15 protein-coding genes are annotated in these 15,238 nt (G+C 70.3%); 9 read left to right on the top strand and 6 right to left on the bottom strand.

Going from position 1 to position 15,238, the window contains the following annotated elements:
- Positions 1 to 59 precede the first annotated feature (59 nt).
- The gene (gene pdxR / locus J4H86_RS11605) at positions 60 to 1,595 is read right to left on the bottom strand and encodes a MocR-like pyridoxine biosynthesis transcription factor PdxR (protein WP_236543512.1); all 1,536 of its coding nucleotides are present in this window, start codon (positions 1,593 to 1,595) and stop codon (positions 60 to 62) included.
- A 156-nt stretch (positions 1,596 to 1,751) separates the two neighbouring features.
- Here pdxR and J4H86_RS11610 point away from each other — a divergent pair, with 156 nt between their 5' ends.
- The gene (locus J4H86_RS11610) at positions 1,752 to 2,216 is read left to right on the top strand and encodes a GNAT family N-acetyltransferase (RefSeq protein ID WP_236543513.1); all 465 of its coding nucleotides are present in this window, start codon (positions 1,752 to 1,754) and stop codon (positions 2,214 to 2,216) included.
- A 19-nt stretch (positions 2,217 to 2,235) separates the two neighbouring features.
- Entirely contained in the window at positions 2,236 to 2,934 is a 699-nt protein-coding gene (locus tag J4H86_RS11615; RefSeq protein ID WP_236543514.1) for a GNAT family N-acetyltransferase, read from the top strand.
- A gap of 37 nt (positions 2,935 to 2,971) precedes the next feature.
- Here J4H86_RS11615 and J4H86_RS11620 read toward each other — a convergent pair whose 3' ends face one another.
- Positions 2,972 to 3,637 (bottom strand): DUF4126 domain-containing protein, encoded by a 666-nt coding sequence (locus J4H86_RS11620; RefSeq protein WP_236543515.1) that lies wholly within the window; start codon positions 3,635 to 3,637, stop codon positions 2,972 to 2,974.
- Between the two features lie 151 nt (positions 3,638 to 3,788).
- Positions 3,789 to 4,940 carry an acyltransferase family protein gene (locus J4H86_RS11625; RefSeq protein ID WP_236543516.1) on the bottom strand — a complete coding sequence of 384 codons (1,152 nt, stop codon included), beginning with the start codon at positions 4,938 to 4,940 and terminating at the stop codon, positions 3,789 to 3,791.
- A gap of 378 nt (positions 4,941 to 5,318) precedes the next feature.
- On the opposite strand from J4H86_RS11625, the gene J4H86_RS11630 reads away from it, so the two are divergent.
- Entirely contained in the window at positions 5,319 to 6,290 is a 972-nt protein-coding gene (locus J4H86_RS11630; RefSeq protein WP_236543517.1) for an AraC-like ligand-binding domain-containing protein, read from the top strand.
- Between the two features lie 24 nt (positions 6,291 to 6,314).
- On the opposite strand, the gene J4H86_RS11635 is transcribed toward J4H86_RS11630, so the two are convergent.
- From J4H86_RS11635 to paaI, 3 genes are all read right to left on the bottom strand, one after another.
- Positions 6,315 to 6,998, bottom strand: coding sequence for a TetR/AcrR family transcriptional regulator (locus tag J4H86_RS11635; protein ID WP_449451344.1), 684 nt, complete (start codon positions 6,996 to 6,998; stop codon positions 6,315 to 6,317).
- Positions 6,999 to 7,099: 101 nt separating this feature from the next.
- The gene (paaK, locus tag J4H86_RS11640; protein ID WP_236543518.1) at positions 7,100 to 8,428 is read right to left on the bottom strand and encodes a phenylacetate--CoA ligase PaaK; all 1,329 of its coding nucleotides are present in this window, start codon (positions 8,426 to 8,428) and stop codon (positions 7,100 to 7,102) included.
- Positions 8,425 to 8,880, bottom strand: a complete 456-nt coding sequence (paaI, locus tag J4H86_RS11645) for a hydroxyphenylacetyl-CoA thioesterase PaaI (RefSeq protein WP_236543519.1) — start codon at positions 8,878 to 8,880, stop codon at positions 8,425 to 8,427. Before paaI ends, paaK begins: the two co-directional genes overlap by 4 nt.
- A 285-nt stretch (positions 8,881 to 9,165) precedes the next feature.
- Between paaI and paaZ the strand changes: the two genes are divergently transcribed.
- The 6 genes from paaZ to paaE all read left to right on the top strand — a co-directional run bounded on the left by paaZ (position 9,166) and on the right by paaE (position 15,236).
- On the top strand, positions 9,166 to 11,202 hold the full coding sequence (gene paaZ, locus J4H86_RS11650; RefSeq protein WP_236543520.1) for a phenylacetic acid degradation bifunctional protein PaaZ: 2,037 nt from the start codon (positions 9,166 to 9,168) through the stop codon (positions 11,200 to 11,202).
- On the top strand, positions 11,199 to 12,161 hold the full coding sequence (gene paaA, locus J4H86_RS11655; protein WP_236543521.1) for a 1,2-phenylacetyl-CoA epoxidase subunit PaaA: 963 nt from the start codon (positions 11,199 to 11,201) through the stop codon (positions 12,159 to 12,161). Before paaZ ends, paaA begins: the two co-directional genes overlap by 4 nt.
- Positions 12,158 to 12,454 carry a 1,2-phenylacetyl-CoA epoxidase subunit PaaB gene (paaB, locus tag J4H86_RS11660; protein ID WP_236543522.1) on the top strand — a complete coding sequence of 99 codons (297 nt, stop codon included), beginning with the start codon at positions 12,158 to 12,160 and terminating at the stop codon, positions 12,452 to 12,454. The genes paaA and paaB overlap by 4 nt, the downstream gene beginning before the upstream one ends.
- A gap of 44 nt (positions 12,455 to 12,498) precedes the next feature.
- Positions 12,499 to 13,401, top strand: coding sequence for a 1,2-phenylacetyl-CoA epoxidase subunit PaaC (gene paaC, locus J4H86_RS11665; RefSeq protein WP_236543523.1), 903 nt, complete (start codon positions 12,499 to 12,501; stop codon positions 13,399 to 13,401).
- A 151-nt stretch (positions 13,402 to 13,552) separates the two neighbouring features.
- The gene (gene paaD, locus J4H86_RS11670) at positions 13,553 to 14,056 is read left to right on the top strand and encodes a 1,2-phenylacetyl-CoA epoxidase subunit PaaD (protein ID WP_394356484.1); all 504 of its coding nucleotides are present in this window, start codon (positions 13,553 to 13,555) and stop codon (positions 14,054 to 14,056) included.
- A gap of 97 nt (positions 14,057 to 14,153) precedes the next feature.
- The gene (gene paaE / locus J4H86_RS11675; protein ID WP_236543524.1) at positions 14,154 to 15,236 is read left to right on the top strand and encodes a 1,2-phenylacetyl-CoA epoxidase subunit PaaE; all 1,083 of its coding nucleotides are present in this window, start codon (positions 14,154 to 14,156) and stop codon (positions 15,234 to 15,236) included.
- Positions 15,237 to 15,238 lie beyond the last annotated feature (2 nt).

Below are 15,238 nucleotides of genomic sequence, written 5' to 3' on the forward strand. Positions count from 1 at the left end.
CGGCGGCCCGCACCTGTTGCGGCGTTTGCGGGCGCGAACCAGCCAGAGGACGAACAGGATCAGGGACAGGGAGGAGGGCAGAACGGCGGGGAGGAGCTGGAGACGCCCTCGATCCGCGCGTAGCGACGCACCATGTCGTGGATTACGCGCCCCCACCCCTCACCGCGTCGGCGATCTCGCGTAGGGCGTGGCGGAGGCGTAGGTCGGTGGGGGCGCCGTAGCCGAAGACTATGCCGTTGGGTTGGGGGTGTGTGTCGGGGTAGTAGTACGCCTCGAGGGGGGTGACGCGCACTCCGCGTTTTGCGAGGGTGGTGCGGACTTGGTCGGCTGGGGGGTCGCCGTCCCAGGTGAGGGTGGCGTGTAGGCCGCCCTCGATCGCGTCCAGGTGGATGTGGGGGGGCGAGGTCGGCGGTGGCGCCGATGACGAGGGATCGGCGGTGGGCGTATTCGCGTCCGACGCGGACGAGGTGTCGGCGCAGGCCTCCCCTGCGTAGGAACTCCGCCACGGCGCTTTGGAGGACCCCGGAGACGGGTTGGCCGAGGGTGTCGCGGACGTCGAGGATTCGGCGGCGCAAGGTCTGGTCCGGGACGACGAGGTAGCCGCAGCGCAGCCACGGGGTCAGCGTCTTGGAGTAGCTGCCGACCAGCACGACTCGGTCATCGGTGTCCAGGGAGGCGATGGCGGGGAGCGGTGGTGCGCCGTGCCGGAACTCGCTGTCGTAGTCGTCCTCGATGACGACCGCGTCGGTCGCCTTGGCCCAGGCCAGCATCGCCAGACGTTCCGCGACGGGGAGCCGTCCGCCGAGCGGGTACTGGTGGCTTGGGGTGAGGAGCGCCGCCGCGAGCGGTCCCGGGGCCTCGGCGAGCGCGTGGGGGTCCATGCCTCCGTCGCGTACGGGGACCGGCACGGGGGTGGCTCCGAGACGCGCGATGACCCGGCGGGCGGTGAGGTGTCCCGGGTTCTCGGTCGCGATCCGGGTGCCTGTCGGGCCCTGGGGGCGAATCCCGTGGACCAGTAGTGCGAACCCGTCGCTCGCGCCTGCGGTCACCACGATGTCCTCGGCGTCGCAGTGCACGCCGCGTGTGGTGCGGAGGTGGTCCGCGACCAGTGTCCGAAGTTCCTCGATGCCCGCGGGGGGCGGCGGAACGGTTGGTGGCTCGCGCCGCACCGCGGTACGCCAGGCCGCCGCCCAGTCGCGGTTGGTGTGGAAGCTGGCGGACGGGCTTCCCGGCGAGAGGTTGATCGGTTCGGGGGCATCGGTCGCGGCGTTCCGGCGCTCTCGGCGGGCCTCGCGCGACGGAGAGCGTGTCAAAGGCGCGCCGTCGGTGGGGAGGTCGTCCGCGACGAAGGTTCCCGATCCGGGGACGCTCACCACGTACCCCTCCCCGGCGAGGTCCTCGTATACGGAGACGACGGTTCCGCGCGAGAGGCCCGTCGCCGCCGCGAGGGAGCGGGTCGAGGGCAGGGGGTCGTGCGCGGCGACCTGTCCGGAGAGTAGTGCCACGCGTAGCCGCTCGGTGAGGTTCTCCCGCGCGGTGAGCTCGGACGACCGATCCGTCCCGAGCACGAGGTTCATCGGGAACGCGTGCCGCATGGGCCCATTTTACTGGTCCAACGGATTCTCGTTTTTCCGGCCTTGGTGGGGGACCAGAAATCTCCCTACCGTGGACCCACGGGTGCGGAAACCGGTCCAGACCCGCAGCGACGCCGTTCGTCGCGCCCACGACCCGAAGGGGGACGAGAGGCGACCATGACCGACACATCCACGGTTTCCGTGCGTCCGCTCGACGCCGCGGACGAGCCACGGTGGCGCGTGCTCTTCCGCGGCTACCGCGCCTTCTATCGGCTGGAGGAGTCGGAGGAGGTCGTCTCGCGCGTGTGGGGCTGGCTCACGGACCCGGAGCACGAATGTCACGGGCTGGTCGCCGAGATGGAAGGCACGGTCGTGGCGATCGGCCACTATCGCCGGTTCGCGCGCCCCACGACGGGGACGGTCGGCCTGTGGTTCGACGATCTCTTCACCGATCCCGACAGGCGTGGTGTCGGCGCGGGACGCGCGCTGATCCGTCGTGTCACCGAGATCGCCGAGGCCGAGGGCCGCTCCGTCGTGCGGTGGATCACGGCGGAGGACAACCACCGGGCCCGGGCACTCTACGACCAGGTCGCGACCCGCACGCGGTGGGTCACCTACGACGCCGCGCCAACGGACTCGTGACGCACACGGAAAGCACACCATGACACTGACGAACGAGTACGGACAGCCCGTCGGCGTCCCGGTCCCGCACTGGGCGCCGGTCGCGCTTCCGAGCGCGACGAGACTGCCCGGGCGGTACTGCGCTGTCGAACGGCTCGCCCCCGACCGCCACACCGACGACCTGTACTCCGCCTACGCGAACGCCCCCGACGACAGCGACTGGACCTACCTCTCGGTCGGACCGTTCCCCACGCCGGAGTCCTACCGCGACTGGGCGACCACCGCCGCGTTGGTCGAGGATCCCCGGCACTACGCCGTCGTCGCCACCTCCACCGGACGTGCCCTCGGGACTCTCTCCCTGATGCGGCATGACCCCGCCAACGGTGCCATCGAGGTCGGCTATGTGACGTTCTCCCGCGCGATCCAACGCACCCCGATCTCCACCGAGGCGCAGTTCCTGTTGATGCGCTACGTCTTCGACGATCTCGGATACCGCCGGTACGAGTGGAAGTGCGACAGCCTCAACGCGCCCTCGCGCGCGGCCGCCGAACGTCTCGGCTTCACCTACGAGGGAACGTTCCGCCAGGCCGTCGTCTTCAAGGGCCGCAACCGCGACACGGCCTGGTACGCGCTCACCGACCGCGAGTGGCCGCGCGTCCGCAAGGCGATGGAGGCGTGGCTCGACCCCGCCAACTTCGACGCCGAAGGTCGCCAGCTCCATCCTCTGCGAACCCACTGATCGGCGAGGCCGCCCTCCCCGGGTGACCGCCGTTCGGTCACCGAGGCGAGGCGTTCGGATCGTAGTGCGCCCCGTTCTGGACGTCGCCCGGCGCCGCCTCGGCCTTCGCCCGCTTGCGGCGTTTGCGGGCGCGCACCAGCCAGACGACGAACAGGGCGAGGACGGGGAGGAAGAGCAGGACGGCGAGGGGAATGAGGATCGCGCAGACGGTGAGGGTGAGGCTGGAGAGGTCCTCGACGAAGCTGGTGACGGGTCCGCCGATACCGACCGTGACGGTGTTGATGACGGGGCGGGCCAGGGACTTGACGACGTGGACCGCGAAGGCGATCACCACCCCGGCGACGATGGGCCACACCGAGCCGTCGCCACTGGCGGCGCTGTTGGCGGGGTCGAGGGCAATCGCGTCGTCGAAGGAGATCGAGGCGACGCCCGCGCCGAAGCTGATACCACCGGAGGTGGGGCGGACCACGGTCTGGATGGCGTCGTTGACGCTGTCGACGACGGGGAACTTGTCGGCGAGGAACTCCACCAGCATGAGCACGGCGAGAACCCCGAGGGTGGCGGGGTGTTCCAGCCACTGCCATCCCGGGGCGAGGGGGAACCAGTCGGTGTACCGGGCGATGAGTCCGACGATGAGGAGGGGGAGGTAGGCGTTGAGCCCGGCGGCGGCCGAGAGTCCGGTGCCGGTCAGGACTGTGAGCATGCTGCTCCTCGGTAGGGGGTGGCCCGTCGGGGGGCGGGGCGCTCCGTGGGGCCGTCGAGGCTGGCATCCGTATTTCATCACGCGGTGCGGGGGCTCGCGAGGGTTTCGGTCGTTTCCCGCGCCCGGGGCCGGCCGAGCTGCGGAGAAGCCGTCACATGACGCGTCCCACACGGGTCCGGGTGCACACGAACCACCCGAGCGCGAAGCACAGCACGATGCCGAGGGCCCCCACGGCGACGGCCTTGACCTCCGCCGGCACCTCGAGCGGGCGGAAGGCGACCGCGAGCAGGATCAGCACCGGCCCCTGGAGCGCGAACGCGAGGAACGAGCCTCGGGCGACGGCGCGCATGAACCGGCTCTCGCCGGAGAAGGCCCGTTGGGCGAAGCCCAGCAGCCACACCGAGCCGAAGACGACGAGGATCGCCTCGACCGTCGCCATGAGCAGGGACTGCGGGGTTCCGCCGCCCAGGAACGCGGCCAGGTCCCCGTCGAGGCTGCGGACGCCGAGGCCGACCGCGATCGGGGGAATCGTCACCAGGGTGACGAGGACGATCACGCCGCTGGTGCGCCAGACACCGGTGGGCACGAGACGGGCCAATCCAAGGCGGGCGCCGAGGATCCCCAGGGCGAACATGGCGGCGAGCTGGGGCCACTGCCACAGGTGCAGGTCCAGCGGTTGCGTGGACCGCGCCGGGACGCAGATCCGCAGCAGGTAGGTGGTGACGGTGATGGCCACGACGAACAGCAGCAGAACCCTGAGACTCAGGGTGCCTTCGGCGGCGTGCCGGGGACGGTGCGGCGCGAGCAGGCTGACGAGCGCGTAGGCCAACGAGAAGATGAGCAGGACCTCGGCGAACCAGAGGGCCCCGGAGTCCAGGACGCGATCGCGCCCCGTGAGTAGCCAGCCGTAGGTGACCTGCTCGCCGGCGGCCCAGTAGGCGACCCACATGCACAGCGGCCACAGCGCCAACACACTCACGGCGAACGGGACACCGAGCCGCAGTGTGCGGTCGATCGTGAACCGGGCCCGCCCCTTCCGGTCGAGGGACTGCGCGGTGAACAGGCCGGACACGAGGAAGAAGGTGCCCATAAGGAACAGGGCGGTCGGGCCGACGAAAGCTCCCAACGCGGTCTCGACGGGCCTCGCGAGGGTCACCTCGTTGACCTCGTCGTAGGCCCATCCACCCACGGCGGCGTAGCCCAGCAGGGCGTGTCCGCCGATGATCCACGCCACCAACCCGGTACGCAGCACGTCGAGGGACGCGATCCGGCCGGTCGTCGCCTCTGGAACGGTGAGGTTCACACCGGGGATTGTTCCCCGTTCTGCCCGATCAACCGCCTGGTCAGGTAACACTCCCGGGGAAGGTCCCCTCAAACCGTCCCCGGGAGCGTGTCCCCCCGTGGCGTTCTCAACCGCCGCGAGATCGACACGACCAACGTCCTCATTGTTGGTCGCGTCCCCCCTGTTCGGTATGCCATCACAGCCAAGGGACTCCACCGTGCGGGGCGCTTGCCATCGCGTGCACCCCTCATTGGCATGCCGTGCACGCCACCACGAACCACATCGCGGACTTATCCGGCATCCTCGCGACGAATCGGCCGATTCTCCTGCGGCTGACGCGCGTCCGCGGTTACGCTCCCCCAACACGCCGTCCAGCGAAAGGCGCCGGGGGTACCGCAGGTGCACACAGTTCTCGACACCAGCCGTCTGGATCCCAGTCACCGTCTCGAGGCCTGGGGCACGATCATGTCGCGGCGGGCGGTGACGTTCCGTACCCGCGACGAGGACCCCAGGAGCTTCCACGGCCTGATCCGGGGCAGCCAGGTGGGGTCGCTGGCCATCAACTACCTCCAGAGCAGCTCCCAGCTCATCAACCGGACCGATCGGTTGAGCGCCCGCCACGAGGACGACCACTGCAAGGTCATGCTCCAGTTGTCCGGCACCTCGACGGTGACGCAGTTCGGCCGCGCGGCGGAGCTGCGCCCGGGCGATCTCACCCTGTGCGACCACGGTCGGCCCTACACGCTGGGGATGAACGGACGCGTCCGCATGTTGATCATGCTGTTTCCGCGTCCGTTACTGCACTCGTCGCTGGACCGCCTCGGTGCGGTCACGGCGAACAGCGTGCACGGCGACGAGGGTGTGGGCGCGGTGCTCAGCAGCTACCTGACCACGGTGGCGCGTCGGCTCGACGAATGCTCCACGCCCGCCGCCGAACGGCTGGCGACCAACGCGGTGGCGCTCGTGGACACGCTCATCGAGGAGATGCTGGAGACGTCGTCCCCCGCCCGGCAGGATCCCCACCACGCGATGCTGCTGCGTATCCAGGCCTACATCGACCAGAACCTGGGCGACCCCAACCTGTCGCTCGACGAGGTCGCCGCCGCGCACAACGTGTCCCGACGACACCTCTACAACCTGTTCTCGGGCCGGGGCTGGACGGTCGCGCGGTGGATCCGGGAACGCCGGCTGCAGGGGTGCGCCCGGGACCTGGCCTCGCGGACCCTGGCGCACGAGGGAGTACGGACCATCGGATGCCGGTGGGGGCTCCCCGACGCGGCCAACTTCAGCCGGATGTTCAAACGCGCCTACGGCCTCACGCCGAGCGAGTACCGACTCTCCATGCTGGAGGGTGAGGGCCCCGGCCTGTGACCGACGCGGGGCGCGGGGCGGGCCCTAGGTCGCCTCGTCCCCGCCCGTCGGCGCGATTCCACGCGAGGGGGCGACGCGCATCCCGTCGAAGGCGATCTTGGCGATGGCGTCGGCGAGCTCCGCCACGGCCGCCTCTCCGCTCGGGCGGTACCACTCGATCGTGGAGTTCACCATTCCGAACAGCAAGCGCGCGGTGAGTGCCGGGCGGATGTCGGTACGAACGTCGCCGTCGGCCTCGGCCTCGGCGACCAGCTCGGCGACGTAGCGGTCGAACTCCCGGCGGCGGGCCAGGGCGTCGCGTTCGATCTCGGTGTTGCCCCGCACCCGCAGCAGCAGGGTGACGAACGGCAGTTCGGCGCAGAGCACCCGCACGCTCGCCCGCAGGAGGTGCTCCAGGCGTTCGATCGCCGACCCCTCGCTCCGCCTGGTCTCGGCCGCGACCGCGAAAAGCTGGTCCAACGCCCGGTCCACCGCCATGCGCAGCAGCTCCTGCTTGCTGGACACGTGGTGGTAGATGGCGGACTTGGTGATCCCCAACGCGCGGCTGAGGTCCTCCATACTCGTGCCGTCGTAACCGCGCTCGTTGAACAGCTTCGCGGCGATCGCCAGCAGCGACTCCACGTCGTACCCGGGCCGCCCCCGACGCTTGGGCGGGGCCGCGGAGGTCGCCGCCGCCCGGTCCGGCTCTACCATCGTCTCTGTCGACACCACGAAAGTGGAGGATATCGCCACCACCGCGTACGGACCGGGTGTCCTCCCCGCATTGGTGTCTCCTCCCCCCGGCGCGCCCCCCGCACCTGGCTCCAGTGTCAGCGTTCGTCGACGACCCGACGCATCTTCCCCACGGACCGTTCGATGGCGTCCTGGTCCACGACGTCGACGGCGACCTGCACCCCGACGCGGTCCTTGATCTGGCGTTCGAGGTCGGCTCCGGCCTGGAGCCTTTGACCGGGGTCCGCGTCGGCGCGCGCCTCGACTCGCACGATCATGTGGTCCAGTCGCTCCCGCTTGCGCAGCACGAGCTGGAAGTGGGGAGAGAGGGCGTCGGTGCGCAGCACGAGTTCCTCGATCTGAGTCGGGAACACGTTCACGCCGCGCAGGATCACCATGTCGTCGCTGCGTCCGGTGACCTTCTCCATCCGGCGGAACGCGGGGCGCGCGGTTCCCGGGAGCAGGCGCGTCAGGTCCCGGGTGCGGTAGCGAATGATCGGCATCGCCTGCTTGGTGAGGGAGGTGAAGACGAGCTCTCCCCGCTCCCCCTCCTCCAGCACGGTGCCGTCCACGGGGTCGATGACCTCGGGGAGGAAGTGATCCTCCCAGATGTGCAGCCCGTCCTTGGATTCCACACACTCCTGGGAGACGCCGGGGCCCATCACCTCGCTGAGGCCGTAGATGTCGACCGCGTGCAGGTTCGTGCGGCTCTCGATCTCGGTACGCATCCCCTGCGTCCACGGTTCCGCGCCGAAGATCCCCACCCGGAGGGACGAGGACGCGGGGTCGATGCCCTGGCGCTCGAACTCGTCGAGGATGGTCAGCATGTAGGACGGCGTGACCATGATGATCTCGGGTCGGAAGTCGTTGATCAGTTGGACCTGGCGTGGGGTCATGCCGCCGGAGGCGGGGACCACGGTGCAGCCGAGCCGCTCGGCTCCGTAGTGCGCGCCCAGGCCGCCGGTGAACAGTCCGTAGCCGTAGGCGACGTGCACCTTGTGGCCCGGGCGTCCTCCGGCCGCGCGGATGGAGCGGGCCATGAGGGTCGCCCAGGTGTCGATGTCGCCCTCGGTGTAGCCGACCACGGTGGGCGTGCCGGTGGTACCGCTGGAGGCGTGGATGCGGCTCACCTGGCTGTCGGGCACGGCGAACAGCCCGAAGGGGTAGTTCTCCCGCAGGTCGTCCTTGGTGGTGAAGGGGAACTTCCGCAGGTCGTCCAGGGTCTGGCAGTCCTGCGGGCTCACTCCGGCGGCGTCGAACGCGGCGCGGTAGTGGGGCACGTGGTCGTAGGCGCGGCGCAGTGTGGCCTGGAGCAGACGCAGTTGGTGCGCGCGCAGCTCGGTGACGCTCAGGCGTTCGGCCGGGTCCAGGGTGGCGGGGTCGGCCGGGGCACCCAGACGGATGCGTGGGGGGACGTCCGTGCTCACTCGTCGTTCCTGTCTGGTCGGAGGGATCGGCTGCGCCCTCGGAACTCCGCGACCACGGTGGAGCCGTCCTCGTCCACGCGGTGCACGGTGACGTCGTAGATGCCGTTGCGGCCGTAGCGGGTGCGCTCCGTGGCGGTGGCGATGAGTTCGTCGCCCAACCGCGCGGGGGCGACGAACGTGATCTCGGCGCCGGAGGCGACGGTGACCGGGCCCTCGCTGTTGCAGGCGCAGGCGAACGTCGTGTCGGCGAGGAGGAACAGGTAGCCGCCGTGCGCGATGTCGTGCCCGTTCACCATGGACGCGGTGATCCGCATGCGGGTCCGCGCGGCCCCGTGTCCGGCCTCCAGCAGTTCGATGCCGAGAGACTTGGAGGCGACGTCGTCGGCGAACATCGCCAACGCGGGGTTGTGGCTGTCTTCGGCGGCCGACGGCACGGGCGTCACGCTACCCATCTAACTGACCGAACGGACGGTTGCTAATCGGTAGGGGCCCAGTTAACGCGTGCCGTCACAACCGTGTCAAGGGTTACGTCCGCCGCGCCGAACGGGCGCGGATCGGCCCGAGCACGGGACACCCCGACCCCGTGGGACACCCTTCCCCGCCGGCGCGCTCTACGTTAGGCTAATTTCCCGAACGTTCGGTTGGTTATTCGTGGCGCGACGCCCCGGACCCGCGTCCGCACCGACTCCGGGACACACCGTCTCCGTGAAGTGGCGACAAGGGAGGACAGCACTCCGATGACGACGCTGCGCAGCTATGTCAGCGGTGAGTGGCACGCCCCGACCGGTGACGGCACCCCGATCCTGGACGCCGTCACCGGCGACGAGGTGGCCCGCGTGTCCGCCGCCGGGGTCGACCGGCCGGCGGCCGTGACGTACGCCCGTGGTGTGGGTGGCCCGGCCCTGCGGTCGCGGACGTTCCACCAGCGCGCCGCGATCCTGAAATCCCTGGCCAAGCACCTGCGCGACCACCGTGAGGAGCTCTACGCGCTGTCCGCCCGCACCGGTGCGACCCGGGGCGACGCACGGTTCGACGTGGACGGGGGCATCGGTGTCCTGTTCAGCTACGCCAGCAAGGGGCGACGCGAGCTCCCCAACGACACCGTCTACGTGGACGGACCGGTGGAGCCGCTGGGCCGACAGGGCACGTTCGTCGGCCAGCACGTCATGTCTCCGCTGCACGGCGTGGCGGTGCAGATCAACGCGTTCAACTTCCCCGTGTGGGGTCCGCTGGAGAAATTCGCGCCGGCGTTCCTGGCCGGTGTCCCCAGCCTCGTCAAGCCGGCCAGCCAAACCGCCTATCTCACCCACCGACTGGTCGAGATCATCGTGGATTCCGGCCTGCTGCCGGACGGCACCCTCCAGCTCCTGTGCGGCGCCGCCGGCGACCTGCTCGACCACCTGACCGAGCAGGACCTCCTGTCGTTCACGGGCTCGGCCGCGACGGCACGTCAGCTACGGACCCACCCCACGATCGTCCGGGACTCGGTGCGGTTCAACGCCGAGGCCGACTCCCTCAACATGTCCGTCCTGGGGCCGGACGCCACCCCCGGCGGCACGGTCTTCGACCTGTTCGTGGACCAGCTCGTCACCGAGATGACGGTCAAGGCGGGGCAGAAGTGCACCGCGATCCGCCGCGCCCTCGTCCCCCGGGAACTCATGGACGCGGTGTCCGACGCGGTCGCCGACCGGCTGTCCCGCGTGGTGGTGGGCGACCCCGGAAACGAGACGGTCACCATGGGGGCGTTGGCGAGTCTGGAGCAGCGTGACGAGGTGCGTCGTGGCGTGAAGGCGCTGGCGGCCGCGACCCGAACCGTCTCCGGCGATCCGCGACACGTGGACACGGTCGACGCCGATCCCGAGCGTGGCGCGTTCCTGGCGCCGATCCTGCTGCGCGCCGACGACCCCAACGCGGCCGAGCCGCACGAGATCGAGGCGTTCGGCCCGGTCAGCACCCTGGTTCCCTACACGTCGGTGGAGCAGGCCGTGGAGCTCGCGGCGCGTGGCCGGGGAAGCCTCGTGGGTTCGGTGGTGTCCGCCGACGCCGACGTCGCCGCGCGGGTGGTGCGCGGCGCGGCGCCGTGGCACGGACGGATCCTCGTCCTGGACCCGGACGACGCGGCGGAGTCCACCGGGCACGGATCACCGCTACCGATGCTCAGCCACGGCGGCCCCGGCCGTGCCGGCGGCGGGGAGGAGATGGGTGGCGTCCGTGGGGTGCTGCACCACATGCAACGCACCGCCGTCCAGGCGAGCCCGAAGGTCCTGGGCCGGGTCACCGGACGCTGGGTTCCGGGCGGCCCCCGGCGCGAGGACAGCCGGCATCCGTTCCACAAGTCCCTGGCCGAGCTGCGGGTGGGTGACCACGTCACGGCCGGGCCGAGGACGGTTACCGCTGAGGACGTCGCGCACTTCGCGGAGTTCACCGGCGACACCTTCTACGCGCACACCGACGCCGAGGCCGCGGCCGCCAATCCGTTCTTCGACGGGATCGTGGCGCACGGCTACCTGGTGGTGTCGCTGGCGGCCGGGTTGTTCGTGGCGCCGGAGCCCGGTCCGGTCCTCGCCAACTACGGGCTGGAGAACCTCCGGTTCCTCACCCCCGTGGCCCCCGGTGACGCGCTGACGGTGACCCTGACCGCGGGCCAGATCACGCCCCGGGTGGACGCCGACTACGGGGAGGTGCGCTGGGACGCCGACGTCGTGAACCAGAACGGGGAGTCGGTCGCCCGCTACGACGTGCTCACTCTGGTGGCCAAGGAGTGGAAGAGATGACGACAACCGCAACGGACGAGGAACTGAACGAGGAGTTCACCCGGCTGGTCGACCGGGACCAGCGGATCGAGCCGCGCGACTGGATGCCCGACGGCTACCGCAGGACACTGATCCGGCAGATCGCCCAGCACGCCCACTCCGAGATCATCGGGATGCAGCCTGAGGGGAACTGGATCACCCGGGCGCCGTCGCTGCGCCGCAAGGCCATCCTGCTGGCCAAGGTGCAGGACGAGGCGGGGCACGGCCTCTACCTGTACTCGGCGGCCGAGACGTTGGGCGCAGACCGGGGCGACCTCACCCAGCGCCTGGTCGACGGGCGCCAGAAGTACTCGTCGATCTTCAACTACCCGACGTTGAGCTTCGCCGACGTGGGCGTGATCGGTTGGCTCGTCGACGGCGCCGCGATCTGCAACCAGGTCCCGCTGTGCCGCAGCTCCTACGGACCCTACGCGCGCGCGATGATCCGCATCTGCAAGGAGGAGTCCTTCCACCAGCGGCAGGGCTACGAGCTCCTCCTGACGATGATGCGCGGGACGCCGGCGCAGCGGGCGATGGTGCAGGAGGCGACGGACCGGTGGTGGTGGCCGTCGTTGATGATGTTCGGCCCGCCCGACGACGCCTCGCCCAACAGCGCGCGGTCGATGGCGTGGAAGATCAAGCGGCACACCAACGACGAACTGCGGCAACGCTTCGTGGACATGTCGGTCCCACAGGCGGACGTGCTGGGTGTGCGCCTCCCCGACCCCGAGCTGCGGTGGAACGAGGAGCGCGGCCACTACGACTTCGGGGCCATCGACTGGGACGAGTTCACCGAGGTCGTGCGGGGCAACGGGCCGTGCAACGCCGAACGTGTGGCGCACCGCCGGCGCGCCCTGGACGACGGCGCCTGGGTGCGGGAGGCCGCCGCGGCGCACGCCGCCAAGCACGCCGCGCCGAACGCTGGAGGGGAGGCGGCATGAGCGAGACAGTCCAGCAGGAGTGGCCGCTGTACGAGGTGTTCGTGCGCAGCAAGCGAGGGCTCAACCACGTCCACGTGGGCTCGCTGCACGCGGCCGACGACACGATGGCGGTACGCAACGCGCGGGACCTCTACACCCGTCGCAACGAGGGCGTCAGCATCTGGGTGGTCCGGGCCAGCGCCATCACCGCGTCCAGCCCGGAGGAGAAGGACCCGTTCTTCGCACCGTCCGCGGACAAGGTCTACCGCCATCCCACGTTCTACGAGATCCCGGACGACGTGCCGCACATGTAGCGCCCACGGGGCCGGCAGCACGCTGGGAAGACAGGGAGACATCGGTGTCCTTCGACAACGCCTACGAGTCCCTCACCGAGGGGGACGACGACGCCCGCTGGGCCTTCGGCACCGGTTTCGTCAACCCGCTGGCGGGCGTGGACACGCGCCTGCCGGTCGGGGTCGACCCCGGCGACCTGGAGGCCTACTGCCTGATGCTGGGCGACGACGCGCTCATCCTGTCGCACCGGCTGCAGGAGTGGGTGACCAACGCCCCGGAGCTCGAGGACGAGGTCGCCCTGGCCAACATCGCCCTCGACCTGCTCGGCCAGGCGCGAATGCTCCTCACCCGCGCCGCGACCGCCGCCCCGGGCGGAGACGACGGCCCAGCGCGCGGGAGCGAGGACGACTACGCGTTCCTCCGTGCCGAGCACGAGTTTCGCAACGTGCGTCTCGCGGAGCTCGACAACGGCGACTTCGCCTTCTCCATCGCGAGGCTGCTGGTCATGTCGTCGTGGCGCCTCGCGATGACCGACGGGCTGCGGCACAGCGCGGACCCGGTGCTCGCCGCGATCGCCGCGAAAGCGGTCAAGGAGATCACCTACCACCGCGACTACGCCGCCCAGTGGACCGTCCGTCTCGGCGACGGAACGGAGTACTCGCGGGCGCGGATGTCGGCGGCGCTGGCGGACGTCTGGCCCTACGTCCCCGAACTGTTCCGGACCCACCATGTGGAGGAACGCCTCACCCACACCGGCGTCGCGGTCGACCCGCGATCCCTGCGCGATGAGGTCGAAGGCGTCCTGAACCAGGTCCTCACCGCCGCGACCCTCCAACGCCCCGACACTGCCCCACGAGCGGGAGTCGCGGGCCGCACCGGCCGGGACGGAATCCACACCGAGTCCTTCGGCTACGCCCTGGCGGAGCTCCAAAGCGTCGCCCGCGCCCACCCGGGGGCGACATGGTGAGCACCGAAAACCACGTCGCGCCGTCCCGGCCAACAAGGCCCCGCGAGGAACGCCCATCGCGACGAGTCGACCAGGCCCCGGCGGTCGGTGGGATGCCGAGCGGGGCTTTCGCGGCGGCTTCACCGCACCCGGCCGGGGAAACGGAGGTGCCGTGGTGACGTCGCTGGAGATCGCGCGGGCGGTCGCCGAGGAGGTGACCGACCCGGAGCTGCCGATGGTGACACTCGCGGACCTCGGGGTGTTGCGGGGGGTGGGCGAGGAGAGTGGGACGGTCGTCGTGACCATCACTCCGACCTACAGCGGCTGCCCGGCGATCGACGCGATGCGTGACGACCTGGAGCGCGCGCTGCGTGGCGCCGGGGTGAGCGACCTCGAGATCCGGACCGCGTTGGATCCGGCGTGGACCAGCGACTGGATCACGGCGCGTGGGCGGCGGCGGTTGGCCGAGTCGGGGATCGCCCCGCCGGACCCCGCGCCGGTCCACACGTCAGGGCCGATCCCGCTGCGGTTGAGGCCCACCGTGCGTGTCGTCCCGTGTCCTCGGTGCGGTTCGCGTGACACCGAGGAGTTGTCACCGTTCTCCGCCACGGCGTGCAAGGCCCTACGGCGCTGCCGTACCTGTGCCGAGCCGTTCGAGAAGTTCAAGGAACTGTAGGCCCGGCCGTGGGTGCGAACGACCCGCCTGTAGCAGGTGAATATGCACGATCACTCGATGGATGTGAGCGGATACCGATGGGTGTGGAGAAATCCTGATGGGTGGAGTTACCGCGAGTGGGGTGCGCGCCGAGTTCCATGAGCTCACCGTCGCCGAGGTGACCGCGCTGTGCGACGACGCCGTCGCGGTGACCTTCGCCGTGCCGCCCGATCTTCGAGACCGATACGTGTTCCGGCCGGGCCAGTCGGTCGTGCTGCGGCGCTTCGTCGACGGACGTGAGGAGCGGCGTAACTACTCGATCTGCGCGCCGGACGGAGAACGCCTGCGGATCGGGGTTCGGGCGATCCCCGACGGTCTGTTCTCCACCTGGTTGGTGCGGGAGGTGCGGACGGGGGACCGCGTGGAGGTGTCCACCCCGACCGGCACCTTCACGCCGCCGGCCGACAGCGGACGCCACCACGTCCTCGTGGTGGCGGGCTCCGGCATCACTCCGTCGCTGTCGATCGCCGCGTCGCTGCTCCGGGACCCCACGTGCACGGTGACCCTGTTCTACGGGAACCGCCGCGCCTCCACGGTGATGTTCGCCGAGGAGCTGGCGGACCTGAAGGACCGATACCCCGCGCGGTTCCACCTGGCGCACGTCCTGTCCCGGGAACCACGGGAGGCCGAGCTCTTCTCCGGCCGCCTGGACGCGGAGAGACTGCGTGCGCTCCTGCCCCGGACCGTGTCCACCGACCAGGTGGACCAGTGGTGGCTCTGTGGACCGTTCGCGATGGTGACGGAGGCGGAGGAGCTGCTGGCCTCGATGGGGGTGCCACGGGACAGAACCCACCACGAACTCTTCTACGTGGGCGACGCGCCACCGCCACCGGTGGACCGCGTCGAGCCCACACCCGAGGGGAAGACCAGCGATGTCACCGCCGTTCTCGACGGCCGGAGCTCCACGGTCTCCGTTCCCCAGGGGGTCTCGGTGCTGGAAGGGGCGCAACGTGCCCGTCCCGACCTGCCCTTCGCCTGTAAGGGAGGCGTCTGTGGGACGTGCCGAGCCCGGCTGGTGTCGGGCGAGGTGCACATGCGACGCAACTACGCGTTGGAGGACTCCGAGGTCGAGGCCGGTTTCGTCCTGACCTGCCAGTCCATCCCGATCACCGAACAGGTGACCGTGGACTACGACCACTGAGA

Origin of the sequence: Spiractinospora alimapuensis, from assembly GCF_018437505.1 — a bacterium.
In the GTDB taxonomy this organism is placed as follows: Bacteria; Actinomycetota; Actinomycetes; order Streptosporangiales; family Streptosporangiaceae; genus Spiractinospora; species Spiractinospora alimapuensis.